The sequence below is a fragment of the Streptomyces sp. NPDC040610 genome (assembly GCF_055594065.1).
The window spans coordinates 125,435-148,072 of the sequence record NZ_JBVIXA010000001.1 but is presented as its reverse complement, the minus strand read 5'-3'; the positions used below and the strand labels follow the sequence as shown (position 1 = coordinate 148,072).

Annotated in this window: 21 protein-coding genes; 4 read left to right on the top strand and 17 right to left on the bottom strand. The window is 72.1% G+C overall.

Features of this window, described 5'->3' with window-relative positions; genetic code table 11:
- Positions 1-244: 244 nt before the first annotated feature.
- Positions 245-1,087, top strand: a complete 843-nt coding sequence (locus ACZ6AA_RS00745; protein ID WP_468450525.1) for a C40 family peptidase — start codon at positions 245-247, stop codon at positions 1,085-1,087.
- A 159-nt stretch (positions 1,088-1,246) separates the two neighbouring features.
- Here ACZ6AA_RS00745 and ACZ6AA_RS00740 read toward each other — a convergent pair whose 3' ends face one another.
- Entirely contained in the window at positions 1,247-2,530 is a 1,284-nt protein-coding gene (locus tag ACZ6AA_RS00740) for a geranylgeranyl reductase family protein (protein ID WP_468450523.1), read from the bottom strand.
- 151 nt (positions 2,531-2,681) lie between these two features.
- Between ACZ6AA_RS00740 and ACZ6AA_RS00735 the strand changes: the two genes are divergently transcribed.
- Together ACZ6AA_RS00735 and ACZ6AA_RS00730 are read left to right on the top strand one after the other, a co-directional pair.
- Positions 2,682-3,206: a GNAT family N-acetyltransferase gene (locus tag ACZ6AA_RS00735; RefSeq protein WP_468451678.1), complete on the top strand. Its 525-nt coding sequence runs from the start codon at positions 2,682-2,684 to the stop codon at positions 3,204-3,206.
- Positions 3,207-3,277: 71 nt separating this feature from the next.
- A complete protein-coding gene (locus ACZ6AA_RS00730; protein ID WP_468450521.1) occupies positions 3,278-3,637 on the top strand; it encodes a PASTA domain-containing protein in 360 nt (119 codons plus the stop codon).
- Between the two features lie 52 nt (positions 3,638-3,689).
- On the opposite strand, the gene ACZ6AA_RS00725 is transcribed toward ACZ6AA_RS00730, so the two are convergent.
- From ACZ6AA_RS00725 to ACZ6AA_RS00655, 15 genes are all read right to left on the bottom strand, one after another.
- On the bottom strand, positions 3,690-6,605 hold the full coding sequence (locus tag ACZ6AA_RS00725) for a zinc-ribbon domain-containing protein (protein ID WP_471455682.1): 2,916 nt from the start codon (positions 6,603-6,605) through the stop codon (positions 3,690-3,692).
- Between the two features lie 146 nt (positions 6,606-6,751).
- A complete protein-coding gene (locus tag ACZ6AA_RS00720) occupies positions 6,752-7,447 on the bottom strand; it encodes a demethylmenaquinone methyltransferase (protein WP_468450517.1) in 696 nt (231 codons plus the stop codon).
- Positions 7,448-7,616: 169 nt separating this feature from the next.
- Positions 7,617-8,159, bottom strand: a complete 543-nt coding sequence (locus ACZ6AA_RS00715) for an imidazolonepropionase-like domain-containing protein (RefSeq protein ID WP_471455681.1) — start codon at positions 8,157-8,159, stop codon at positions 7,617-7,619.
- A gap of 7 nt (positions 8,160-8,166) precedes the next feature.
- Positions 8,167-9,366 (bottom strand): cyclic dehypoxanthinyl futalosine synthase, encoded by a 1,200-nt coding sequence (mqnC, locus tag ACZ6AA_RS00710; RefSeq protein WP_468450513.1) that lies wholly within the window; start codon positions 9,364-9,366, stop codon positions 8,167-8,169.
- Between the two features lie 173 nt (positions 9,367-9,539).
- A complete protein-coding gene (locus tag ACZ6AA_RS00705) occupies positions 9,540-10,271 on the bottom strand; it encodes a prepilin peptidase (protein WP_468450511.1) in 732 nt (243 codons plus the stop codon).
- A gap of 85 nt (positions 10,272-10,356) precedes the next feature.
- Entirely contained in the window at positions 10,357-13,377 is a 3,021-nt protein-coding gene (locus ACZ6AA_RS00700; protein ID WP_468480350.1) for a BTAD domain-containing putative transcriptional regulator, read from the bottom strand.
- 111 nt (positions 13,378-13,488) lie between these two features.
- Positions 13,489-13,956 carry a TadE/TadG family type IV pilus assembly protein gene (locus ACZ6AA_RS00695; protein WP_468450507.1) on the bottom strand — a complete coding sequence of 156 codons (468 nt, stop codon included), beginning with the start codon at positions 13,954-13,956 and terminating at the stop codon, positions 13,489-13,491.
- On the bottom strand, positions 13,953-14,429 hold the full coding sequence (locus ACZ6AA_RS00690; RefSeq protein ID WP_468480349.1) for a TadE/TadG family type IV pilus assembly protein: 477 nt from the start codon (positions 14,427-14,429) through the stop codon (positions 13,953-13,955). Before ACZ6AA_RS00690 ends, ACZ6AA_RS00695 begins: the two co-directional genes overlap by 4 nt.
- Positions 14,426-14,860, bottom strand: a complete 435-nt coding sequence (locus ACZ6AA_RS00685; RefSeq protein WP_468451676.1) for a TadE family protein — start codon at positions 14,858-14,860, stop codon at positions 14,426-14,428. Before ACZ6AA_RS00685 ends, ACZ6AA_RS00690 begins: the two co-directional genes overlap by 4 nt.
- A gap of 67 nt (positions 14,861-14,927) precedes the next feature.
- Positions 14,928-15,179 (bottom strand): hypothetical protein, encoded by a 252-nt coding sequence (locus tag ACZ6AA_RS00680; RefSeq protein ID WP_030363318.1) that lies wholly within the window; start codon positions 15,177-15,179, stop codon positions 14,928-14,930.
- 86 nt (positions 15,180-15,265) lie between these two features.
- Positions 15,266-16,195, bottom strand: a complete 930-nt coding sequence (locus ACZ6AA_RS00675; RefSeq protein WP_468480348.1) for a type II secretion system F family protein — start codon at positions 16,193-16,195, stop codon at positions 15,266-15,268.
- Entirely contained in the window at positions 16,192-17,205 is a 1,014-nt protein-coding gene (locus ACZ6AA_RS00670; protein WP_468450501.1) for a type II secretion system F family protein, read from the bottom strand. The genes ACZ6AA_RS00675 and ACZ6AA_RS00670 overlap by 4 nt, the downstream gene beginning before the upstream one ends.
- 7 nt (positions 17,206-17,212) lie before the next feature.
- Positions 17,213-18,520, bottom strand: a complete 1,308-nt coding sequence (locus ACZ6AA_RS00665) for a CpaF family protein (protein WP_030363315.1) — start codon at positions 18,518-18,520, stop codon at positions 17,213-17,215.
- The gene (locus tag ACZ6AA_RS00660) at positions 18,517-19,368 is read right to left on the bottom strand and encodes a hypothetical protein (RefSeq protein WP_468450499.1); all 852 of its coding nucleotides are present in this window, start codon (positions 19,366-19,368) and stop codon (positions 18,517-18,519) included. The genes ACZ6AA_RS00665 and ACZ6AA_RS00660 overlap by 4 nt, the downstream gene beginning before the upstream one ends.
- Positions 19,369-19,386: 18 nt before the next feature.
- Positions 19,387-20,118, bottom strand: coding sequence for a hypothetical protein (locus ACZ6AA_RS00655; protein ID WP_468450497.1), 732 nt, complete (start codon positions 20,116-20,118; stop codon positions 19,387-19,389).
- A gap of 699 nt (positions 20,119-20,817) precedes the next feature.
- Here ACZ6AA_RS00655 and ACZ6AA_RS00650 point away from each other — a divergent pair.
- Positions 20,818-21,750 carry a S1 family peptidase gene (locus ACZ6AA_RS00650; RefSeq protein ID WP_471455680.1) on the top strand — a complete coding sequence of 311 codons (933 nt, stop codon included), beginning with the start codon at positions 20,818-20,820 and terminating at the stop codon, positions 21,748-21,750.
- 136 nt (positions 21,751-21,886) lie between these two features.
- Here the strand turns inward: ACZ6AA_RS00650 and ACZ6AA_RS00645 are convergent, their stop codons facing one another.
- On the bottom strand, positions 21,887-22,519 hold the full coding sequence (locus ACZ6AA_RS00645; protein ID WP_468450494.1) for an AAA family ATPase: 633 nt from the start codon (positions 22,517-22,519) through the stop codon (positions 21,887-21,889).
- Positions 22,520-22,638: the final 119 nt, after the last annotated feature.

The following is a 22,638-nucleotide window of genomic DNA, read 5'->3' as shown; positions in this document are numbered from 1 at the left end:
GCCACACGCGAACTACCGGCCAAACAACCGGGCTTGGCCAACCGGTATAGGGGGTGGTAGTCCACGGGCAATTCGGACGTAATGCGGAAAACCCATGATCACAGGCGTGATCACGACTGTCCGCATTGCCCGTTACGGCGTCAATAAGATGCGACACGCCCGGGATTCAGCCGCGCGCCGGGCAACTGTGGCGCAGCACACGTTTCTTGAAGGGAACCGGGTGTCCCTGATAGCGGTTGTTCTCATGTCCCACACCGCTCACATACCCAGCCACCGGAAGCCCCGCCGCAGCGCGTCGAAGATGGCTCTGCGCGCCGGAGTTGCCGGTGGCGTCCTCAGCACCCTGGCAGTGGCCGCCGCCGCTGGTACGGCGAACGCCGCCGAGCCGGTGACCGAGACCATCGAGCTGCCCACCCTGACCGCCGATCTGTCCGCGCAGATCGCCCAGTCCGCTGACGCGACGGCCCAGACCGCCGACAGCTACGAGGCTCGCGCCCAGCAGGACGCCGCAGCGGTGAAGGCCGCCAAGCAGGCGGCCAAGGACCAGGCCGAGGCCAAGAAGAAGGCGGAGGCCAAGAAGAAGGCCGACGCCGAGGCCAAGCGCAAGGCCGCGCAGGAGCGCGCCGCGCGGGACTCCGAGCGCACCCAGCTCAGCACGTCCTCCGCGCCCTCCTCCTCCGGCGGCGGCTCCTCCGCGGGCTCGTCGTCCTCCAACGCCTCCACGCCCTCCAGCGGCAGCGTCTCGACCGTCATCAGCTTCCTGAAGGCGCAGCTCGGCGACGCGTACGTCATGGGTGCCTCGGGCCCGAACGCGTGGGACTGCTCCAGCCTCGTCCAGGCCGCGTTCAAGCAGGTCGGCGTCGACCTGCCGCGCGTCTCCCAGGCGCAGTCGACGGCCGGCACGCCGGTCTCGCTCTCCAACATCCAGGTGGGCGACATCCTTTACTGGGGCGGCGCGGGCTCCGCGTACCACGTCGGTGTCTACATCGGCAACGGCCAGTACCTGGACGCCGCGAACCCCAGCAAGGGCGTCGTGATCCAGGACCTGTCGGGCTACCCGGCTTCGGGAGCGGTGCGCGTCCTCTGACGCTTTCGCGTACGACGTACGCGCGAAGGGCCGGAACCCCCAGCGGGGTTCCGGCCCTTCGACGTGCGGCACCGGTTCGACGTGCGGCACCGGTGGGGCCCAGGGGCTCCCTGTGCTCCCTGGGCCCCACGCGCGTCCACGCGGGGCCCAGGGGCCCGGTCAGGCCTTGGGGGCTACCTTGCTGAGGCCGTTGATGATGCGGTCCATCGCGTCGCCGCCCCGCGGGTCCGTGAGGTTCGCCAGCATCTTCAGGGTGAACTTCATCAGCATCGGGTGGGTGAGGCCCCGCTGGGTGGCGATCTTCATGACCTTCGGGTTGCCGATGAGCTTCACGAAGGCGCGGCCGAGCGTGTAGTAGCCGCCGTAGACCTCCTTGAGCGTCTTCGGGTAGTCCTGGAGGGCCAGTTCGCGCTGGGCGGGCGTGGCGCGGGCGTGGGCCTGCACGATGACGTCGGCCGCGATCTGGCCGGACTCCATGGCGTACGCGATGCCCTCGCCGTTGAACGGGTTGACGAGGCCGCCCGCGTCGCCGACGAGCAGGAGGCCCTTGGTGTAGTGCGGCTGGCGGTTGAAGGCCATCGGCAGGGCGGCGCCGCGGATGGGCATCGTCATGTTCTCGGGGGTGTAGCCCCAGTCCTCGGGCATCGAGGCGCACCAGGCCTTGAGGATCTCGCGCCAGTCGAGCTCCTTGAAGGCGGCCGAGGTGTTCAGGACGCCGAGGCCGACATTCGACGTACCGTCGCCCATGCCGAAGATCCAGCCGTAGCCGGGCAGGAGCCGGTCCTGGGCGCCGCGGCGGTCCCACAGCTCCAGCCAGGACTCCAGATAGTCGTCGTCGTGGCGCGGCGAGGTGAAGTACGTGCGCACGGCGACGCCCATCGGGCGGTCCTCGCGGCGGTGCAGGCCCATCGCGAGCGACAGGCGCGTGGAGTTGCCGTCCGCGGCCACGACCAGCGGCGCGTGGAAGGTCACCGGCGTCTTGTCCTCGCCGAGCTTGGCGTGCACGCCGGTGATGCGGCCGGTGCGGTCGTCGATGATCGGGGCGCCCACGTTGCAGCGCTCGTGCAGCCGGGCGCCCGCCTTCTGCGCCTGCCGGGCGAGCTGCTCGTCGAAGTCGTCGCGTTTGCGGACCAGGCCGTAGTCCGGGTAAGAGGCGAGATCCGGCCAATCCAGTTGGAGCCGTACGCCGCCCCCGATGATGCGGAGCCCTTTGTTCCGCAGCCAGCCCGCCTCTTCGGAGATGTCGATGCCCATCGACACGAGCTGCTTGGTGGCGCGGGGCGTGAGCCCGTCACCGCAGACCTTCTCCCGCGGGAACGCGGTCTTTTCGAGGAGGAGTACGTCGAGGCCGGCCTTCGCCAGGTAGTACGCCGTGGTCGAACCGGCTGGCCCGGCCCCGACGACGATGACGTCAGCGGTGTGTTCGGAGAGGGGCTCGGTCACGGCGGGTTCTCCCCAAGGCTCGAAATCTGTGTGCCGACCGGCACGGGATATGGGCAGTCTATGAGGCGGTACCGATCAACCAGGCGAAGGGCCACTTGTGAGCGATGTGAGCGACGTGAGCGAAGCGGGCCCCTTGGGCGACGCGAGCCCCCTGAACGACGCGGGCGCCCCGGGCGCCCCGGGCCCGGCCGTCCGGCTGCGCGTCCCGACCGACGAGGACGCCTTCGTCTGGCACCGCCTCTTCGACGACCCGGAGGTCATGCAGTTCGTCGGCGGCTGGAGCTCGGAGCGGTCCACGTACGAGGAGCTGACCGCGCGGCAGCGCAGACACGACGCGGAACTGGGCTTCTGTCTGTGGACGTTGCTCGACCCCGGGGGCGATCCGGTGGGCTTCGCCGGGGCCATGCCGTGGCCCCGGGAGTGGGGGCCGACGGGCGAGATCGAGATCGGCTGGCGGCTCGCGCGCGCGGCGTGGGGGCACGGCTACGCGACCGCGGCGGCCCGAGCGACCCTGGAGCGGGTGCGGGCGGCGGGCGTGCGGTCGGTGGTCGCGATGATCGACATACGCAACGAGCGGTCCATGGCGGTCGCGCGGCGCCTCGGCATGGAGCGGGCGGAGACGTTCACGTCGCCCAGCACGGGCGTGACGGCGTACTGCTACCGGCTCACGCTGTAGCGCGCGCCCCGGCCGGGGTTGCCCTCGCGCGTGCCGGAGTTACCCTGCCCATACCGCTGGGGGTGACGCCTGTGCTGAATACACCCGGGCCCGCCGGGCCGCCGGTGCGCGTACCGCGCTTCGTCGGGCTGATGGCGATGGACGCGCGCGAGACGGCCGCCGAGCACGGCGTGGTGCTCACGGCCCCGGACCGGCCCGGCTTCCGCGACCTGGTCATCGACTACGTCGTACGCCAGTACCCACCGCCCGACGCCGAGGTCCCGCGCGGAGCCGTCGTGACGGTGTGGTTCGACCTCGGGCCGCACGAGGGCGGGGGCGGCGCGGGCGTGCGCGAACCGCGGCACCCGGGCCCGCCCGGTGGCGGGTTGCGGCGGGAGCTGGACGAGCCGGGTCAGCCGGAAGTAGGCGTCGGAAGCACCGGAAGCGGCTGAGGCGGCGCGCACCCCGGGGTGCGCGCCGCCTCGATCTCCGTGCGCCGGAGCCCTATCCGGTGAGGTGCCAGGTGTCCAGCGCCGTCTGGTGCGTCTTCGCGCCGTGCCCGGCGGGCCAGAAGTCCTCGCGCCAGGAGAGCTGGAGGGCGTACTCGGTGCCGTTGTCCGCGATGTAGCTGTGGTCGATCGCGTGGATCGTACGGTCGGCGCGGTCCTTGTACGTGTACTCCCAGACCGCGGCCGGGCGCCCCTGGAAGGTGGTGTCCTCCAGACGGAGGCGACGGTAGTCCGACTTGTCCGGGTCCTTCTTGGCGTGCTCCTCCATGTTCTTCATGTTTCCGTACGAGGTGTAGTCGGCGTTGTCGATGACGCCGATCTGGAAGTTCTCCGGGCCGGTCAGACCCGCGTACGTGATCTGGGTCGGGTTGTCGCCGCGCTCACGGCTCCAGCCGTCGGGCACGGCGAACGAGAAGCCCTTCGTGTCGGTCACCCGCTCCGAACCGGCGGGCACGGGGCTGTCGTCGGTACTGTCGTCCGACCCGCCGCCCGTGCTCCCCGCCGAACTCCCGGCCGTGGTCCCCTCCGTGCCGCCGGTGTCCGTCGTCGGACCGGGCGTCGAGGGCCCGACGGGGTCGCCGGTGGGCTGCTCCGAACTGGGCGGCGTGACGGTGTCGTCGGTGCGGCTGACGGCCGGGCTGTCGTTCTTGCCCTTGGCGTCGTCCTTGCCGCCGCCGTCGTCCTGCCAGATCAGCAGCCCGGCCGCGGTGCCGCCGCCGATGACGAGGGCGCCGACGAGCGTGGCCACCCAGACGCCGGTCCGCCCGCGCGGCCCACCGGGACCGGGCCGGGGTGCCCCCGGGTGACCGATCTGGAAGGCGTGGGGGTCGTACGGGGTGGGGGCGGCGCCGTGGGGCGGGGTGCCATGGGGCGGGGTGCCCGGAGCCGGGGGCCCTTGGGCCGGGATGCCGCTCTGGGTCGGCGCGGCGTGCGGGTCGGGAACGGGCCCGGGACCACCGGCCGGAGCACCGAGCCCACCGGACCCGAACTGCCCACCGGGACCAGGCGTCCCCCCGGACCCGGGCGGCCCAGGCGGATTCGGCGGCCCGCCCACCCCGCCCCCCTGCCCGGCCATCCGCACCAGCAGCGGCCCGACGACCATCGCACCGGCCACCCACAGCAGCCCGAACAGCAGCACGTCCGGCAGGCTCACGCCGCCTTCGAGACCGGCGGTTGCGGAGTCGCCGCCGTACCCGACCTCCTTCGCGGACGTCTCCACGCCGAAGCCGCCGATCGCGGCGAGCAGCAAGTACAGGCCGAAGAAAAGCCCTCCGGCCAGGATCTGCTCGCCCCGGCCCGCGCACCGGCGGGCGGCGAGGACACCGATCGTCAACGCGCACACCAGACCGAGGGCCAACGCGCCCACGACCGCGCCGGAGTTGAACAGGTCCCCGAGCTCGGAGAGCGCGAAGGAGTGGGTCTCGGAGTCGTCGCCGTACGCCGAGCGCCGCCCGTCCGCCTCCGCCTCAAGCGGCGCGCCCCAGCCGACGCCGAGTGCCGCGATGCCGAGGTTCGGCAGCAGCAGGAGCGCGACGAGGTACGGCGAGACGCCGGAGTCGCGCGTGTCGGACGCGTCCGACAGATCATCGATCTGGGTGAAGGCGAAGTAGCCGACGGCGGAGGCGAGAACGAGCACGATGGCAAGCGCGCGCAGGGTCACACCAGCGGCGCGCACGAACGACTGCGCGCCGGGGCGCACGGCCAGCCAGTGCGCGAGGTCGTCGCGGTGCAGGACCCCGGCGGACACGACGAGGGCGAGCCCGAGCGCGCCGAGCATGGCGAGGAAGGGTGCCGACGACACCTCGACGTCCCGGATCTCCGGCTGCGCGAAGAGACCGAGCACCAGGACGCCCAGAGCCGTCAACACACCCACGCGGACAGCCGCTTCGAGCCCCGCCGTCGTACCGGGACCGCCCGTGCCGTACGCGGCGGCGCGGTGCCGCAGCCGGTTGTGGAGGATGCGTACGCCGATGAGCAGCGCGACGACGAACAGCGCCGTGACCGTCAGCGGGACCAGATGCACCGAGACGGTGCCGTCGACCACGGACTCCGACGACTGGTACGAGGAGGACGAGGAGGAGCTGTCGAAGCCCCGCTCCTCGCGGCCGCTCAGCGTCACGTCGCCGCCCACGGCCTGGAGCGCCGCCGCGAGCGAGATCCGCATCCGGTCGGCGAAGCCGACGACGATGTCGTCGCTGTCCTGGCCGTACGTGGGGATGGCGCACCCCGCGGCGGTGATCAGCAACAGCGCGAGCGGCCAGAGCGCGGCCTGCGCCGCCCCGGCCCAGTCGCCGCGCACGGCACGCCCGATGAAGGCGCCCACGGGCGAGGGCGTGGCGGGGCCCGGCGGCGGGGCGGGCGGAGGTGGGGCCAGCGGCGCGACGGCCGGAGGCGGGGTGTGCGGCGGGGCCGCGGGAGCGGGGGTGGCGGCCGGGGCCGGAGGCGCGGCCGGGGGCGTCGGGGCGACGGGAGCGGGGGCCGCGGGCGACTCAGGGGCTGGGGGAACCACCAGGGTCGCGGGGTGAGCGGGGACTTCGGGTGCGTCGGCCGGGGGCGCCTTGTCGATACTGATGGCCTTGTCGGCCTTGTCGGCCTTCTCTGTGCTGGGGGCCTCGTCGGCCTTTTCGACGCTGAGGGGCTTGTCGGCCTTTTCGACGCTGAGGGGCTTCTCGGCCTTCTCGGTGCTCACGCGCTTCTCGGTGCTGACGCGCTTCTCGGTGCTGACGGCTTCGTCAGAGGGAGGAGCCTCGGACGGCACCGCGTCCTCCGGCACCGCGTCCTCCGGCACCGCGTCCTCCGGCACCGCGTCCTCCGGCTCCGCGGGAACCGGTGTGCGTTCGCGGCCGCATCTCATGCAGAAGCGGGCCTCGTCGGGAGCTGGGGCCCCGCAGTCGGGGCAGTTCGACGCCATCGGGACGCTCCGTTATGGGGAGATATATCAGGGGACGTGATCGGCGTGTGCCGACCGTCACGCCCCGACCACGGCAAGTGGCCGGGACATATCAACTGACACATCTTCTCCGGCGAACGGTTCCCGTCAACTCTCCTGCGCGGAGGCTAGTTCGGCTTGAACCCCCGGTGCAGCGCGACCACTCCGCCCGTGAGATTCCGGTAGGCCACCTTCGACCAGCCCGCGTCCTGCAACAGGGCGGCGAGTTCGGGCTGGTTGGGCCAGGTGCGGATGGACTCGGCGAGGTAGACGTACGCGTCCGGATTGGTGCAGACCGTGCGCGCGACGGGCGGCAGCGCGCGCATCAAGTACTCGATGTAGACCGTGCGGAACGGGCCCCACGTGGGCTCGGAGAACTCGCAGATGACGACACGTCCGCCGGGCCGGGTCACGCGGTACATCTCGCGCAGCGCGGCGCCGGTGTCCTGGACGTTGCGCAGGCCGAAGGAGATCGTGACGGCGTCGAAGGTGTCGTCCTTGAAGGGCAGCTTCATCGCGTCGCCCGCGGTGAACGGCATCCACGGGTGGCGCTGCTTGCCGACGCTCAGCATGCCGAGCGAGAAGTCGCACGGGACGACGTACGCGCCCGCCTGCGCGAAGGGCTGCGAGGAGGTGGCGGTGCCCGCGGCGAGGTCGAGGACCTTCTGCGCGGGGCGCGCGTCGACCGCCTGCGCGACCGCCTTGCGCCAGAGCCTGGCCTGGCCGAGCGAGATCACGTCGTTGGTCAGGTCGTACCGTTCCGCCACGTCGTCGAACATCGAGGCGACTTCGTGCGGCTGCTTGTCCAGGGAAGCTCGGGTCACCCGGCCTATTGTGTCAGGCCGGGCTTCTTCCTTGGGGGTGGGCTTCGCCTGCGGCGGGCTTCTCCGCGAGGGCGTCTGCCGTGTGCGGTGCTCTGGCGGGTGCGGGTTGGTTCGGGGTTGCTCGCGCAGTTCCCCGCGCCCCTTGGGGGGCGCCATCTCGACCGGCGCCTCAGCGGCGCCGGTGGACCAGGCGGCCGCCGATCGACGTCGCCAGGCAGGTGCCGTCCGGGGTCGTCACGGCGAAGTCCGCGTCTCCCCCGGCCGTGGGCGCCGCGACCGGGTGGGTGCGCAGGCCGGAGCGGGCCACGGCCGCGCGGACCGCGGGGTGCGTGAACGGGCCCGCCAAGGCTGTGGTGCCCTCCGCCAGCAGGCGTTGCACGCCCCGTCTCGCGCTCGCGCCCCAGCGGGTTTCCGGCATGTCCAGGGCGGTGAGGGCCTCGCCGGTCAGGGGCTCGGTGCCCAGGGCCTCGGCCTCGCGGGGGTCGGGCCAGTACGTGGACTCCAGGAGGGCGACGGCGTCCGGCTCGAAGCGGCCCGGGGTCAGGATCCCGTCGCCCCAGTCACGGACGCGGGCCCGCCCTTCGTACGCCGCGAGGAGTTCCTCGTACGGCCCGACGGCCGCGAACCGGGCGCCGTCGACGACGACGGCGTGTCCGATGACGATGTCGCCCGCGGCGGCCGCGACCCCGCGTACCCGGTGAACCGTCAGCAAGACGGCGTCAGTTCGCAGCCAGGAGCTTGAGCTCCGGGTGGGCCGTGCCGCCCTCGATCGCGGTGGAGGAGATGTGCGAGGCGACGCGGGCGTCGACGGGGTCGTTCGCCGGGTCGTCGTGGACGACGAGGTGCTCGTACGTCGTGGCGCGCTGGGCCGGGACGCGGTCCGCCGTACGGATCATGTCGATCATCTCGGCGAGGTTGGAGCGGTGCTTGGCACCGGCGGAGGAGACCACGTTCTCCTCCAGCATCACCGAGCCGAGGTCGTCCGCGCCGTAGTGCAGGGTGAGCTGGCCGGCCTCCTTGCCGGTGGTGAGCCAGGAGCCCTGGATGTGCGCGACGTTGTCGAGGAAGATCCGGGCGATGGCGATCATGCGCAGATACTCGAAGATCGAGGCCTGCGTGCGGCCCTTGAGGTGGTTGTTCTCGGGCTGGTACGTGTACGGGATGAAGGCGCGGAAGCCGCCCGTCCGGTCCTGTACGTCGCGGATCATGCTGATGTGCTCGATGCGCTCGGCGTTGGTCTCGCCGGTGCCCATGAGCATCGTGGACGTCGACTCGACGCCGAGGCCGTGCGCCGTCTCCATGATCTCCAGCCAGCGCTCGCCGGACTCCTTGAGCGGGGCGATGGCCTTGCGGGGGCGCTCGGGCAGCAGCTCGGCGCCGGCGCCCGCGAAGGAGTCGAGCCCGGCGGCGTTGATCCGCTGGATCGCCTCCTCGACGGAGACCTTGGAGATGCGGGCCATGTGCTCGACCTCGGACGCGCCGAGGGAGTGGATGACCAGCTGCGGGAAGTCCTTCTTGATGGCGCTGAAGTGGTGCTCGTAGTACTCGACGCCGAAGTCCGGGTGGTGGCCGCCCTGGAACATGATCTGCGTGCCGCCCAGCTCGACCGTCTCCGCGCAGCGGCGCAGGATGTCGTCGAGGTCGCGGGTCCAGCCCTTCTTGGTGTCCTTCGGGGCGGCGTAGAAGGCGCAGAACTTGCACGCCGTCACACAGACGTTCGTGTAGTTGATGTTCCGCTCGATGATGTACGTCGCGATGTGCTCGGTGCCCGCGTAGCGACGGCGGCGTACGGCGTCGGCGGCGGCGCCGAGCGCGTGCAGCGGGGCGTCGCGGTAGAGGTCGAGCGCCTCTTCGGCGCTGATCCGTCCGCCGGCGGCGGCGCGGTCGAGAACGGACTGAAGGTCGGCCTTCTCGGTCACCGGGGCGTCCCTTTCGTAAGGTCCAAATGGGGCGGACAGATCCTCTTCAGCGTACGCCAGGCCCCTGGGCCTCTTGCGGTGGGGAGCGGGGCGCCTCCGGACGGCGTGCGGGTGGGCGGCTCGCGCCGGGCGGGGTGCGGTACGCGTGGCTCGCGTGGGGCGCGGTGCGCAGGCTAGGCCGCGTACGCGCCGAGCAGCAGACCGGCGAAGGTGCCGCCCAGCAGGAACGGGCCGAACGCGATCGCCGTCCTGCGCCCCGCCTTGCGCACGGCGACGAGCCAGCCGCCGTACACGCCCGCGAAGACGAAGCCCGCGAACGTGCCGAGCAGCAGGACGCCCCAGCCGTACCAGCCGAGGACCGCGCCCAGCGCCACCGCGAGCTTCACATCGCCGAACGCCATGCCGTTCGGATTGATCAGGAACAGCACGAAGTACCCGCCGCTCAGGATGAGCGCGCCGAGCGCCGCGGTCGTCCAGGAGCCGCCGTGGTCCGGCAGGGCCGCGGCGACGCCGAGCAGGGCGAGGGCGGCCGCGCCCATCGGCAGGGTCAGGACGTCCGGCAGGCGCATCACGGCGAAGTCGACGGCCGCGAGGACGACGGCGGGCGGGGTGAGGAGCAGCCACACGGCGAGTTCCGGCCGGGGTCCCGTGGCCGTGGCGAGGGCGGCGCAGGCCGCGGCGGTGACGAGGGTGAGGAGCAGCGCGCGTCCCTTGCGGTACCCCTCGTTCCCGCAGCCGTCCGGCCAGGGGCCGAGCCATCCCTTGACCTCGTGCTCGCCGCTCGGGCAGCGGGTCTGCCACGGCTCGCCCGGCGGGACGGAGAAGCGGTACACGGCGCGCGGCGACAGCAGGCCCGCGGCGGCGCCCCAGAGGACGGCCCCCACGACGATCAGGGTCTGCTGCACGGTGCGCTCCGGTTCGGGCGGTTCGGGGTCGGGTCGTGAGGTCTGCGGGGCGGCGGCGAGGGCCGCCTCGGCGCCGCGGGCGGGCTCACCCCGCCGAGGCGAGGCCTGCCCGCCACCCCGGAAGCAGCTCGTCGAGGAGCGCCTCCGTCCGGGGAGGAACCCCGCGGGCCCCGCTCCGGGCGACGAGGTCCACGGCGAGGGCCTGGAGCCGCGCGGGGTCGCCCACGGCGTGGGTGGCCCGCAGCAGCTCGTTCCAGAGCCGCTCGTCGCCCGGCGCGGAGCCGAGCGCCGCGTTCAGCGCCTCGATGGCCTTCTCGGCGCGGTCCTTCTCCAGGTGGAACTCGGACAGAGCGAGCCCGATGTCGGCGACGAGCAACGGCAGTTGGGCGTCGATGATCTCGTGGGTGAGCCAGCCGTACCGCCCCTCGGCCCGGTCCGCGAGCAGCGGCCCCCGGACGAGGACGAGCGCGTCAGTGAGCATCCGCCCGCGCACCGCGCGGTTGCCGGACCCCCGGCCCTGCGTCGCCTCGTGGTAGAGCGACCGCAGGACGTCCAGGTCGGACACGACCGACTTGGCGAGGGTGAGGCGCCCGGTCGCGTCGACGCGCAGCCGCGGCGAACCGTCGGGCTCGCTGCCGAGCCAGTCCCGCAGCCGGTCGACGAGGGCGTCCCGCACGTCGTCGGTGACACCGCGCGGCCACAGCGCGGAGGCGAGCACACGCGGGTGCACCCCTTCCCGGTGGAGCAGCAGCAGCGCGAGCGCCTCGTGCAGGAGCGGGCTGCGCTCGCCGTCGGGCGTCTCCAGGCCGATGATCTCGTAGCTGCCGACGAGGCGTGCGTACACCGCGGGCCGCCCCTGCTCGCTGACGTCGACGAGGAACGGCGGCGCGGCCGCGGCCCCGCCGTCGGAGCCGTCGCCGCCGCCCTCGGGCCGCGGGTCGGCCGCGACGAACAGCTCGACGACGGCGCGCCGCAGCGCGTCCGGGAGGAGCTGGGCCTCCAGCTCCAGGCCGAGCAGCGGGGCGAGCAGCCTGCCCTCGCCGGTGACCTTCATCTCCCAGGCGGCGCCGGGCAGTTCGCCGGAGTCGGAGCCGACCACGTAGCCGATGCCGAGGCGGCTGGCGTCGGCGGCCAGCTCGGCGAGCTTGACGGCGTCTTCGGGGCTCGGCCCGTCCGCGAGCAGCACCAGGTGCGGGGCCCAGCGGGTGTGCTGGGCGGGGCCCGTACGGCCGGTGAGCACGGAGTCGTGCCCGGCCGCGCCGAGCGCGCCGCGCCGCTGCCGGGTCTCGGCCTCCATCGTCTCGATGAGCGCCTCGACGTCCTCGAGGTGCCGCAGCCGGTTCGGCGCGAGCGCCGTGAGGTCCTCGCCGAAGCCGACGAGGGTGATGGTCATGCGGTCCGACCAGCCGTTGGTGGCCAGTTCGGCGGCGACGGACGCGAACACGGCGGCCCGGTCGGCCTGGGCGCCGCCGAGCGACACGATGCCGGGCACGGCCTCCAGGTTGAGCAGCAGGCGCGAGTCGTCCATGGTGCCGAGGCAGACCAGGCCCGGGTAGGGCGCGGCGGCGTCCACGTCCCCGAGCCGCTCGGCGTCCGCGCGGGCGAGCGTCCAGAACGTCTCGTCCTGGCCGAGCTGCCAGGGCGCGGGCGGCCGACCGGAGGCCTGGGCGAGCTGGAGGTGCAGATCGCCGTTGCTGAGCCAGGCCGCGTACACCGTCGGCAGCGGGCGGGACTCCTCCGTCAGCGCGGCGGCGAGCCCACGCAGCGACCGGTCGAGCAGGCGGACGCCCTCGGGGTCGGCGCCGACGAGCAGCGCGTCCTGGGCGTCGGCTGCGGAGCCGGTCGGCGTCGGCGGCTCCATGCCGCGGCGCAGGCCGACGGCGCCCATCGCCGACTGCCACAGCGCGTGCCGTCGGCGGCGGCCGAGGGCGCCGAGCAGTCCGGCGGCGAGCAGCGGCGCACCGATGAGCGCTTCGGGCAGCCCGAAGCCGGAGTCGTCGGACTCGGCCGCGGCGGGCGTACCGCCCTCCCGGCCGGTCTCCTCGCCGCCGCCCTGGGAGCCCTGCCCGTCCTGCCCGTCCCCGCGCGCGCCGCCGTCCGGCCGCTGCTCGGGGATCGTGATGTGTGCCGTGTCCCGGTCGACGGAACCCCCGCCGCCCTGCCGGTCGCCGCCGCTCTCCTGTGCGCCGCCGCCCTGCCGCTGGTCCCCGGTCCTGGCGTAGTCCGAGATCTGCTCGCGGACCTCCTCGGACACCTTGGGGGCCTCGTCGGGCATCTGCACCAGCTCGCCGCCGTGCGCGTCGGCGGGCATTTCCATGATCCAGCCGGGCCGGATCAGGCTGGCCTCGGAGAGCCGTGAACCGTCGGGCTGCTCACGGTCCTTGTTGAGCTGGTAGATCTCCTTGTACCGCCGCCCGTCCCCCAGGTGGCGCTCGGCTATCTCCCAGAGCGAGTCGTGGTGGCGGCCCTCCGGGGGCTGGATCCGGTAGAACTTCGTGTCCCCGTCCTGCCCCGTGCCCGCCTGGGCCGCGGCCTGGCCCGCCTGCTCGGCGAGGGCGCCCGCGGCACTGGCCGCGGCGGACTGCTGGTCCTGTCCGAGGACGCCCGGGGTCTGCTGCGCGGTGGCCGCGGCCGGCTTCTGGTTGCCCTCCAGGGACTGCCCGAACTGGGAGAGTCCCGGCGCGAAGCTGGCCGCCGTGGCGCCCACCAGGAGCAGCGCCGCGACGAGCTGGCGCGCGAGCATCTGGCTTCCCCCGGCCCCCGGCACCCGCCCCGGCATCCCGACGCCGGACAGCGCCGCCTTCACCTCCACGAGGACGCACGCGGTGAACTGGGCCCACGCCAGCCAGACCACCACGGTCAGCACGTTGATGAACGTGCCGACGGTGATCTCCTGCTGGAGCCAGTCGAGGGACGGCGCACCGCCGGGCAGCGGCCAGCCCACGAAGTAGGCGAGCGCGCCGGGCACGCCGACGACCAGCGCGGCGAGGGCCACGAAGGCGAGGAACGCCTTGACGAAGTCCCCTGCCGAGCGCCGACGCCCCGGCAGGGGCTGAGGCGTCCGGTTCCGCGGACCCGTCGAGCTTGGGGTGGTTCGTCGCGCCATGGCGGGTGTCCTGGTCCTGATCCTTGTGTGGGCCGAATGGGTTCGTACTCGGCGATGTTACGGAAGGTGCCGATGCCCTGGCAGGGGCTGTGGATAACTCTCGGCAGCCGCCTAACCGATCTCGTTCTCCGCCGCCGCACGCCCGTGCACCGTCACGTCGCCGCCGAAGAACATCCCGGTGAAGACCGGGCTGTAGGTCATCTCGACCTCGACCTCGACCTGTTCGGCGGTGGCGGTGACGCAGTGGGTCGCGGCCACGTCGGGCCCGGTCAGGCCCATCTCCCGGGCGAACTTCTTGACCCGGGCGTCGCAGTTCTCGTAGTTGATGGGGGCGCCCTTCGCGCCCTCGTACAGGCCCTCGGTGTCGAGGTCCTGCGCGGCGTAGCGGGCGGCCTGTTCGGCGATGTCGGCGGCGCGTTCGCGCTTGGAGATGGACAGGCCGCCGTCGATCACGAACGCGGACAGGGTGAGGAAGACCAGCGCGAAGACGATGACGGCGCCCGCGCCCGAGCCCCGGTCGTCCAGGCGGGCCCGGCGGGCGTCGGCCCAGCCGCGTACCCGCGCGCATGCCGCGTTCACGCCGACCTCCGGTACGGATCCAGCGGCGAGCTGAAGCTCGCCTCCAGCGTCGTCGGGATGTCCAGGCCGAGCATCTCCAGGCCCCGCACCTCGCAGCTCACCTCGACCGTGAAGAGCGTGTCCGGCTGGAAGCCCGCGCTCTTCTGGACGACGTGGACGGGCCCCGAGCAGACGTCCTCCAGGTCCGCCTTGGCCGCCTTGCGGGCCTCGGCCATCGCCGTGCCCTGGTCCTTCTGGATGGAGCCCGCGCGGGCGGCGTCACGGGCCGCCCCGTCGATGGCCCCCCGGCCGTCGACGAGCTGCCCGAAGGCCACCAGGACCAGGATGAAGAGGATCATCACCGGCGCCAGGATGACGACTTCGACAGTCGAGAGCCCCCGGTCGTCCGCGAGCCCCCGGCCGTCCGAAGTCGAGAGCCCCCGGTCGTCCGCAAGCCCCCGGCCGTCCGAGAAGCCCTGCTCCCCCCGCCTCACCCTTCCTCCTCCACGAACCGCTCCACCGGCCCCGACGACTGCGCGTGCACCTTCAGGTCGAGCCCGGGGAACACCGACGGCACATCGGCCGTGATCTCCACGCCGACCGTGTTCTGCTCCGGCTGGAGCGTCCGCACGTCGGGGCCGAGGACGAGCTTCGGGCCGAGCTGGCGGATGTAGGCGTCGACGACGTCGGTCGCCTCGCCCCGCCAGCCGCCCGGGTTCTCGTCGGCCGTGGCGCGGGCCTTGCGCGCGCCCGCCTGGGCCGCGGCCTGGGCCACGTGGTCCGCGAAGAAGTACAGCGCGAACTGCACCGTCGCGAAGATCAGGAAGAAGAGGACCGGCGTGAGCAGCACGAACTCGATCGCGGTCATGCCGGATTCGCCGCGGGTGGAGGCGGCCTCCACTCTTCGGCGCACGAATCCCGGCATCCGGTCGCGGTTCACCCCTCGCCCGCTCCCGCCCCCGTCGTCCTTCATGTCCGCTGCAGCCGTCCGGTCAGCAGGTCTTGCTGGCGTCGGCGCCCTCGATGCAGTCGCTGACCTTGTCGGCGCCGCCCTTGAGCGCGTTGTTGATGATCGCGGCGACCACGCCGACGATCGCCACGACGACCGCCGAGATGATCACCCACTCGACCGCGGACGCGCCGCGGTCCAGCTCGCCGGAGCGGGCGCGCTGCACACGGCCCTGCAGGAAGGTCACGAGGAAGTCGACCGCCGGGATGCCGGTGCTGAAGTTCCGTCCGTTCATGGTGAGTTGTCCTCTCGAAAACAGGGTGTGTGGGGGGATGTACGGGTCTGTGGATCGACTTTTGCCCCATCGCGGGGTTCAGGGGTTCAGGCCTGGAACACGCGCATCGCCGCCGGAAAGATGAGGAACACCAGGAATCCCGCACACAGCAACAGCTGTGCCACCAGCATCGACTGTGACTTCTCGCCCGCGCTGCCCTCGATCTCGGCGAGCTCGCGGTGGCGCATCGTCTCGGCGCGGGAGGCGAGCGATTCGCGTACCTTCGCGCCGTCGTCCGCGACCAGGGCGAGCGACGCGGAGAGGTCCTTGAGCTCTTCGACGCCCAGGTGCTCGCCGAGCGAGCCCAGCGCCTGCCACTGGCTGATGCCGGTGATCCGGGCGTCCGACAGGGCGTTGCGGATACGGTGCGTCGCCCAGCCGTCGGACACCTCGGCCGCCGCCATCAGCGCCTCGGGCAGGCCGCGGCCGCCCGCGAGGCTCATGGAGACCAGGTCCAGATAGGCGCCGATGACGCGCCGCAGGTCACGCCGCTTCTCCTGGGCGTCCCGCCGCACTTCGAGGTCCGGCAGGAAGAAGAAGAGCACCCCGAACATCAGCGCCAGCCACACCGGGATGATGGGGCTGCGGCCGAAGCCGAGGGTCCAGATGATCGCGAACAGGAAGGGTCCGAAGAAGATGCCGGTGGCCGCGAGCAGCACCTTCGTCGCCAGGAACTTCTCCCAGCTCCGGTCGAGCACCGCCAGGTCGGCCCGCAGCGACCGCAGCTCCCAGCCCTGCTGGACGTAGAACTCGGCGGCCCGCGCGCCCACCCGGGCCCGCAGCGTGCCGAGGCGCCCGGTGTCCTCGGCGTCCGCGGTCCGGTGCGAGGACTCGTACGCCGCGCCGCGCGCCCGCATCGCGTCGATCCGGGCGACCGTGGCGACCGCGCTGCGCTTGGTCGGCATCAGGGCGCGGACGAGGGCGAAGATGCCGAGGCCCAGCGTCGCGCCGATGACGATCGGCATGGTCAGGTTCACCGGCGTACCCCCTCGGTGGAGTTGGCGTGCGGCGGCAGCGGCTGCTGTCCCGGCGCGCCCTCGGGGCCCACGGCGCCGGGCGGTGTGCCGCCCGGTCCCCGGGGACGTACGAACTGCACACCCGGCTCGTCGCGGACGAGGAAACGGTCCGGCGTCTCGACCGTCGACAGCTTGCGCAGCCACCAGAAGCCGAGCGCGAACAGACCGCACACGCAGGCGAGCACGAGCTGCCCGACGGGCGTGCTGTACGGCGACACGAACTCGCGGTTGAAGATCGAGAGTCCGAGTACGAAGGCGATGGAGACGGCGACGACGATCTGCACCGAGCGCCGGGTCGAGGCGCGCTGCGCCATCACGCGCTGGCGCATGTCGACCTCCTCGCGCGCCGACTTGGCGAGCGCGCCGAGGACCTGGCGCAGGCCGGGGCCGCGCAGCTTGGCGTTGAGGATGAGCGCCGCGACGATGATGTCGGCCGATGCGTCGTCGATCTCGTCGGCGAGGACCTGCAGGGCCTCGGGCAGCGGGGTGCGCGCCCGCAGCCGGTCGACGAGGGCGTCGAGGTGCGGCCGAAGCACGGGAGCCGCCGCCCGCGCGGACGCCGGGATGGCCTGTTCGAGGCCGACGGCGCCCGCGATGGTGTCGCGCAGCGACTCGGTCCAGGCGGCGAGCGCCTCGACCCGCTTCATCTGCAGCCGCTCCTCGGCGGCGCCGCCGAACAGCTTGTCCCAGAAGAAGACGAGGACGCCGGACGCGATGCCGGCCACCGCCCAGCGCGTGAGCAGCAGCACGACGAGGCCGACGCCGATGGCGAGGGAGCCGCGCTGCCCCACGAAGCGGACGAGCTCGTTCATCCGCTGGCTCGCGCGCTGCTTCTCGTGGGCCGCCTTGACGGGCAGGCCGCGGATCGCGACGAGCAGCAGCGCGAGTCCGCCGCCGACGGCGACTCCGCAGGCGAGGCCGTAAAGGACGGGCAGCGAGAACACGCCGCCCATGGAGCCGAGTGCGTTCATGTCGTGCTCACCCCCATTGCCCGGCGGGCCGGTAGCCGAATGCGGCGAGGTCGTCCATGCAGGCGATCGGCGCGTGCGGCACGATCCGGCCGTCCGGCGCCTCCGCGAAGACCTCGCTGGAGAGCACGCGGCCGTCGACACCGTTGACCTCGCGGACGGAGGTCACCATGCGCTGGAGCTTGCCGCCGGTCTGGTAGTTGTTGCGCCGCTGGATGAAGACGACGAAGTTCACGGCGCCCGCGACGAGCATCTGGCTGGCCTCGATGGGCAGCCGCTCGGAGGCCTGGAGCGCGTACGTCGAGATCCTGTTGAAGACCTCGCTTGAGCTGTTGGCGTGGATCGTGGAGAGCGAGCCGTCGTTGCCCTGGGACATCGCGTTCAGCATCGTCACGATCTCGTCGCCGAGGACCTCACCGACGATGACGCGGGAGGGGTTCATGCGCAGCGACCGGCGGACCAGTTCCGCCATGGATATCTGGCCCTGCCCCTCGGAGTTGGGAAGGCGCTCCTCGAACGCCACCACGTTGGGGTGCAGATCGGCGAAGGTGTCGAGGCCGAGTTCCAGGGCGCGCTCGACGGTGATGAGGCGCTCGTGCGGCGGGATCTCGTTGGCGAGGGCGCGCAGGAGCGTGGTCTTCCCGGCGTTCGTGGCCCCGGCGATCATGATGTTCTTGCGGGCCCGCACGGCACAGGCAAGGAAGTGCGCGACGTCCGGGGTGAGCGTCCCGTTCCCGACCAGGTCGGACATGAACACCTTGCCCATGCGCGCGCGTCGGATCGAGAGCGCGGGCCGCCGGGCCACGTCCATCACGGCCGAGAGCCGGGAGCCGTCGGGCAGCCGCAGGTCGAGCTGGGGGTTGGCGGAGTCGAAGGGCCGCGACGACAGACCGGAGTAGGCGCCGAGGATCTGGATGAGCTCGATCAGCTCCTCGTCGGTCTCGGCGACCGGCTCGGCCTTGGCCTCGCGCCCGTCGGCGTATCCGACGAAGACCTGGTCGCAGCCGTTGATGTCGATGTTCTCGACCTCGGGGTCGTCCAGGAGCGGCTGGAGGCGGCCGACGCCGAAGAGCGCGGCGTGCACGGCGGCCGCGTACTGCTCCTCGGTCTCGGCGTCCAGCGGGGTGCGCCCGGCGTTGATCTCGCCGCGGGCGTACTCCTCCAGGATCTGCGCGATCACGGCGCGGGCGTACTGCCGCTCGTCCTCGCTGGTCATCGGCGTGACGCCGGAGACCTGGTCGAGGCGGCGCTGCTCGGCGATGCGGTCACCGGCGTCCTGCCGGAACCGCTTCACCAGTTGGTGGTCGACGGCGCTCATCGCCCGGCACCCGCCGTCGGGCCCGCGGCCGGGCCTGCGGCCGGATTGGCCCAGGCCGCGCCGTACTGCTGGTACAGGTCGACGGTCACCTTGCGGGCCGACCGGATCAGCATCGACTTGTCGAGCCGGCCGCGCTTGCGCCCGGCCAGCTGGTCGGCGCCCGCCGGGTCGTCGGCGAGGGTGCCGACGACGCGGGCGCCGGTCTGGGCGGCCATCAGCATCTCGTTGACCTGGTGCACCAGTTTGCCGGAGTTGCCCGGGTCGGCGATCAGGACGACGCCGATGAGCGGGGTGGCGAGGGTGGCGGCACCGCGGGGGCCGCCGTGCAGCTTCGCGGACAGCGCGGCGGCCCGGTCCCGTACGCGGGCGATGGCCTCCGGCTCCGTACGCGAGATCAGCAGGACCAGGTTGGCGTGCGGGAACAGCTCGATCGCCGGGCTGTCCCCGGCTATGCGGCCACAGTCGGCTATGACGTCGGCCGGGGCCTGCGGGGAGTCGGCGAGCTGGGCGAAGGCACGCCCGAGCGTCGGCCAGATCCCGACGAGCCCGGCGGCCTGCTCGGAGATGCCGAGGCCGACGAGCACTTCGAGGCCGCCGGACAGCGGCTGGGTGTGGTCCCAGAGTTGGTCCGGTACGAGGCCGCGGCGTGCGGTCGCGGCGATGGACAGCATGCCGGTGTTGGGGTTGAGCGGGCCGCCGTGCGCGGCGGCGCTGCGGTAGACGAGGTCGCCGCCCGCGGGATCGGTCTCCGCGACCAGGACCCGCCGGGGCCACACCGCCGCGAGCGCCACGGCCGCGGTGGTGACTCCGGGGGAGCCTTTGTCGGCGGCGAGAGCGATGAGGGCCATGTGTCTGTTGCCCGCCCTCTAGTTGGCGGTGCCGGGGACAACCGCCACGGCGACCTCACCGAGCGACGCGGCGCTGGTGACCGCGGCGACGTCCTCGTTGTCGACGAGGACGGTGATGCTCAGGTTGCCGGTGCTGATGGTCGTGTCCTTGTTGCTGTTGACCAGACCGACCCGGGCATCGGCGACGAGCGGTGTGCGGCTGGAGGAGCTGCCGCCGCTTGAGCCCTTGTCGTCGTCGCTGGAGCTGGATGAGCCGTTGGCGGCGACGCGGTAGAGGGCGACGGTGTCGCCCTGCTGGAGCGTGGACGGGTACTGCCCCTCCTTCAGCGAGAGGCCCACGGAGGCCTTGCCGGTGGGGAGCCCGCCCTTGTCGTCGAACATCTCGCCCACGACGACCGTTCCCGGGTAGAGGGTGGTCCTGGCCTTGAGCTTCGAAAGGGCGCCGAGCTTGGAGTACTTGACGTAGTGCACGTCCGAGTCCGCCGCGACCATCACCGAGGTGGAGTTGTCCTTGGTGACCGATTCGCCCGGCGCGATCCGCTCCGTCACCTTGACGACCTCGACCCGGTCCCCCGCGCGCAGCACGAGCACCGTGGCGCCGAGCGCGCCGACCAGGATCAGCAGGACGGCCAGAGCGGCCAGCGCCGGTTTGCGCTCGCGAGGCGCAGTGGGAAGGCGCTCACCGACGCCTGCCGGAGCCGACACGGCGGAACGGTTGTTGCCCGCCCCCGTACGCTCTTGGATCTTCACGCAACCGCTCCCCGTACGACCCAGAAAAATCCGTCATTTGAGACACCCGCATACGCCTCGGCCGGGGTTCCATCGGCCCGTCAGCCCCAGGCGCGGTGTCAAGCCATCGCACCGTATCAGCAGCACATAAGCCCCTCAAGGCGCGTTATGGATCGCGAAGCTCACACGGTTCATCGTTATTCACGCGCAATGCGGGCCCCTTGGTTCCGACGTCACACCGCGAGTGCGCCAGCACATCCAGATATGCAATCGCGAACCAACTCGCTTTACGTGCAACCCTTTCGAGCGACGACATCCCGCCAACGGAATCCTTCGCCCTCCACCCCTCCGCACCCCGAACGCCGATCCGTCAGGCACCAGAACGACGCCAGGAGGGACGGGAGTGGTTCCCGGGGCACAGAGCGGAACATGAGCCGACGAGCGCAGGTCACCGCGGCGCACGGGCGGCCGCACTGGACGATCGCCACACCTCCTCAGAACCTCCGCACAAATTTGCCGGACAGGCCGGTCGACAGAGCGACATGCCCGAACTATCCGACTTGCTCGAACCATTGCCGAGAGAACCGTGCGCCGGGATGAACCCACCCTCGCGCGACACCCTCTCCTTCTGCGGCGCCCGAATCTCCACATACGAGGTCTACCGACTCCACAAGGCGCTGCAAAACTCAACAAATCCATCGAAAGAGAAAATCAACCCCCATGAGACTTTCCTTTCCTTCACGTCCCACCCGCGCAGCCGACGACACCACCAGCACCAGCCGCGCGGCCCGCGCCGCCCTCGCCTCCGCGACGGCCGCGACCGCCCTCGCCCTGGTGGCGACCAGCGCGCCCGCCGCCAACGCCATCGTCGGCGGCACCGAAGTCTCCAACGACGCCTACCCGTTCATGGTGGCCGTCCTGGAGAAGGGCTCCGGCAGCGCCCTCGACCGTCAGTTCTGCGGCGGCAGCCTCATCGCGCCGGACGTCGTCATGACGGCCGCGCACTGCCTCGTCGACGACGCGGGCAAGCCAGTGAAGGCGAAGACCGTGCAGGTCGCCGTCGGCCGTACGGTCCTCTCCAAGAGCGGGCAGGGCCAGATACGCAACGCCAAGACGAAGGGCACGGGCAGCCGCGGCAGCATCGTCGTCCACCCGCGCTACCTCAAGGGCCAGGAGGCGTACGACGTCGCCTTCATCCAGCTCGACAAGCCGGTCCGCGGCATCAGCCCGGTCAAGCTGCCCACCCAGGGCACCGACTCGCTGCTCCGCCCCGGCCAGAAGGCCACCGTCGCGGGCTGGGGCAACACGGACACCGCGATGACCCACACCCCGGACCGGCTCCGCCAGGTCAAGGTGCCGATCCTCTCCCACAACGAGTGCAAGGTCAGCTACAACGGCTACAGCTCGAAGGTCAACTTCTGCGCCGGCGTCGAGGGCAAGGACTCCTGCCAGGGCGACAGCGGCGGCCCCATCTTCCGCACCGTGCCCGGCCGCCAGGACCCGATCCAGATCGGCGTGGTCTCGTACGGCGACGGCTGCGGCGACCAGGGCGCTCCCGGCGTCTATACGTCCACCAGCTCGGCGAAGCTGTGGAAGACACTGGACGAGTCGCCGTCCGGCAAGCGGCTGAAGCGGGCGCTGGGCCGACGGTGATGGAGTGATGTCGTGGCCGCCCGTGGTCTCAGTGAGCCGCGGGCGGCCACGACGGCACAACGCGAAATCCAGCGGGCGGCCGCGGCAGCACGCCGCGAAATCCGCCCCTCACCCCCGCCCCACCCTGCCCACCCCCTCAGTCGAACCGCATGTGCTTGACGCCCGTCCACGCCCGCCGCAGCCGCCCCCGCACGGCGCTGTCCGTGTTCGGTACGAGGGTGAGTCCCGCCGACGCGGCGATCCGCTCGGCGCTCCGGGCGACGGACACGTGATCCGTCCACATCTGCTCGGCGAACTCCGGCTCCCGCAGCCGCTCCAGGCACAGGTCGAGCTTCGAGACGGCGAAGCTCTCGCGCCGCAGCGGGGCGTCCCGCCCGCCGACGACCCGCACGACATGCCCGAGACCGCGCTCGCGCAGCCGCTTCAGCACGGTGCGCCGGTCGGCGAGCAGCGCGAAGTGCCGTACGTCGTGACCGCGTTCACGCAGCCGCCCGACGGTCTCCTGGAAGTACGCGGGCTCGACGACCGTCATCGGAACGATCACCGTCCCCTCGTGCTTGGCCAACGCCAGATCGAGCATGTCGTACACCGCCTGCCGCCAGACCGGCAGATCCTGGAAGTCACCACGCAAAGCGGGCGGCAGCATCCGATGCAGCCCGAACCCGGCATACTCCGGATCACAGACGACGCTGCCGGGCAGCCGCCGCTGGATCTCGAACGCCGTCTGCGTCTTGCCGCCGCCGAAGGGGCCGTTGAGCCAGAGAAGCATGGGGCGACGGTACGCCCACGTCGGCGTCGGGCCGACCGTCGCCTCGGGGTCGTGCCGTTCGCGCCGTTCACAGCGTTCGCTCTGGCGAAACCGTCGGCCGCTTGAGTAGCGTCGTATCG

What these genes read in the sequence shown, in the direction of transcription:
- ACZ6AA_RS00745 (WP_468450525.1), top strand. Translation starts at nt 245, where the DNA reads ATGTCCCACACCGCTCACATACCCAGCCACCGGAAGCCCCGCCGCAGC.
- ACZ6AA_RS00725 (WP_471455682.1), bottom strand. Translation starts at nt 6,605, where the DNA reads ATGGCGTCGAACTGCCCCGACTGCGGGGCCCCAGCTCCCGACGAGGCC.
- ACZ6AA_RS00700 (WP_468480350.1), bottom strand. Translation starts at nt 13,377, where the DNA reads ATGGCGCGACGAACCACCCCAAGCTCGACGGGTCCGCGGAACCGGACG.
- ACZ6AA_RS00685 (WP_468451676.1), bottom strand. Translation starts at nt 14,860, where the DNA reads ATGCCGGGATTCGTGCGCCGAAGAGTGGAGGCCGCCTCCACCCGCGGC.
- ACZ6AA_RS00680 (WP_030363318.1), bottom strand. Translation starts at nt 15,179, where the DNA reads ATGAACGGACGGAACTTCAGCACCGGCATCCCGGCGGTCGACTTCCTC.
- ACZ6AA_RS00670 (WP_468450501.1), bottom strand. Translation starts at nt 17,205, where the DNA reads ATGAACGCACTCGGCTCCATGGGCGGCGTGTTCTCGCTGCCCGTCCTT.
- ACZ6AA_RS00665 (WP_030363315.1), bottom strand. Translation starts at nt 18,520, where the DNA reads ATGAGCGCCGTCGACCACCAACTGGTGAAGCGGTTCCGGCAGGACGCC.
- ACZ6AA_RS00660 (WP_468450499.1), bottom strand. Translation starts at nt 19,368, where the DNA reads ATGGCCCTCATCGCTCTCGCCGCCGACAAAGGCTCCCCCGGAGTCACC.
- ACZ6AA_RS00650 (WP_471455680.1), top strand. Translation starts at nt 20,818, where the DNA reads ATGAGACTTTCCTTTCCTTCACGTCCCACCCGCGCAGCCGACGACACC.
- ACZ6AA_RS00645 (WP_468450494.1), bottom strand. Translation starts at nt 22,519, where the DNA reads ATGCTTCTCTGGCTCAACGGCCCCTTCGGCGGCGGCAAGACGCAGACG.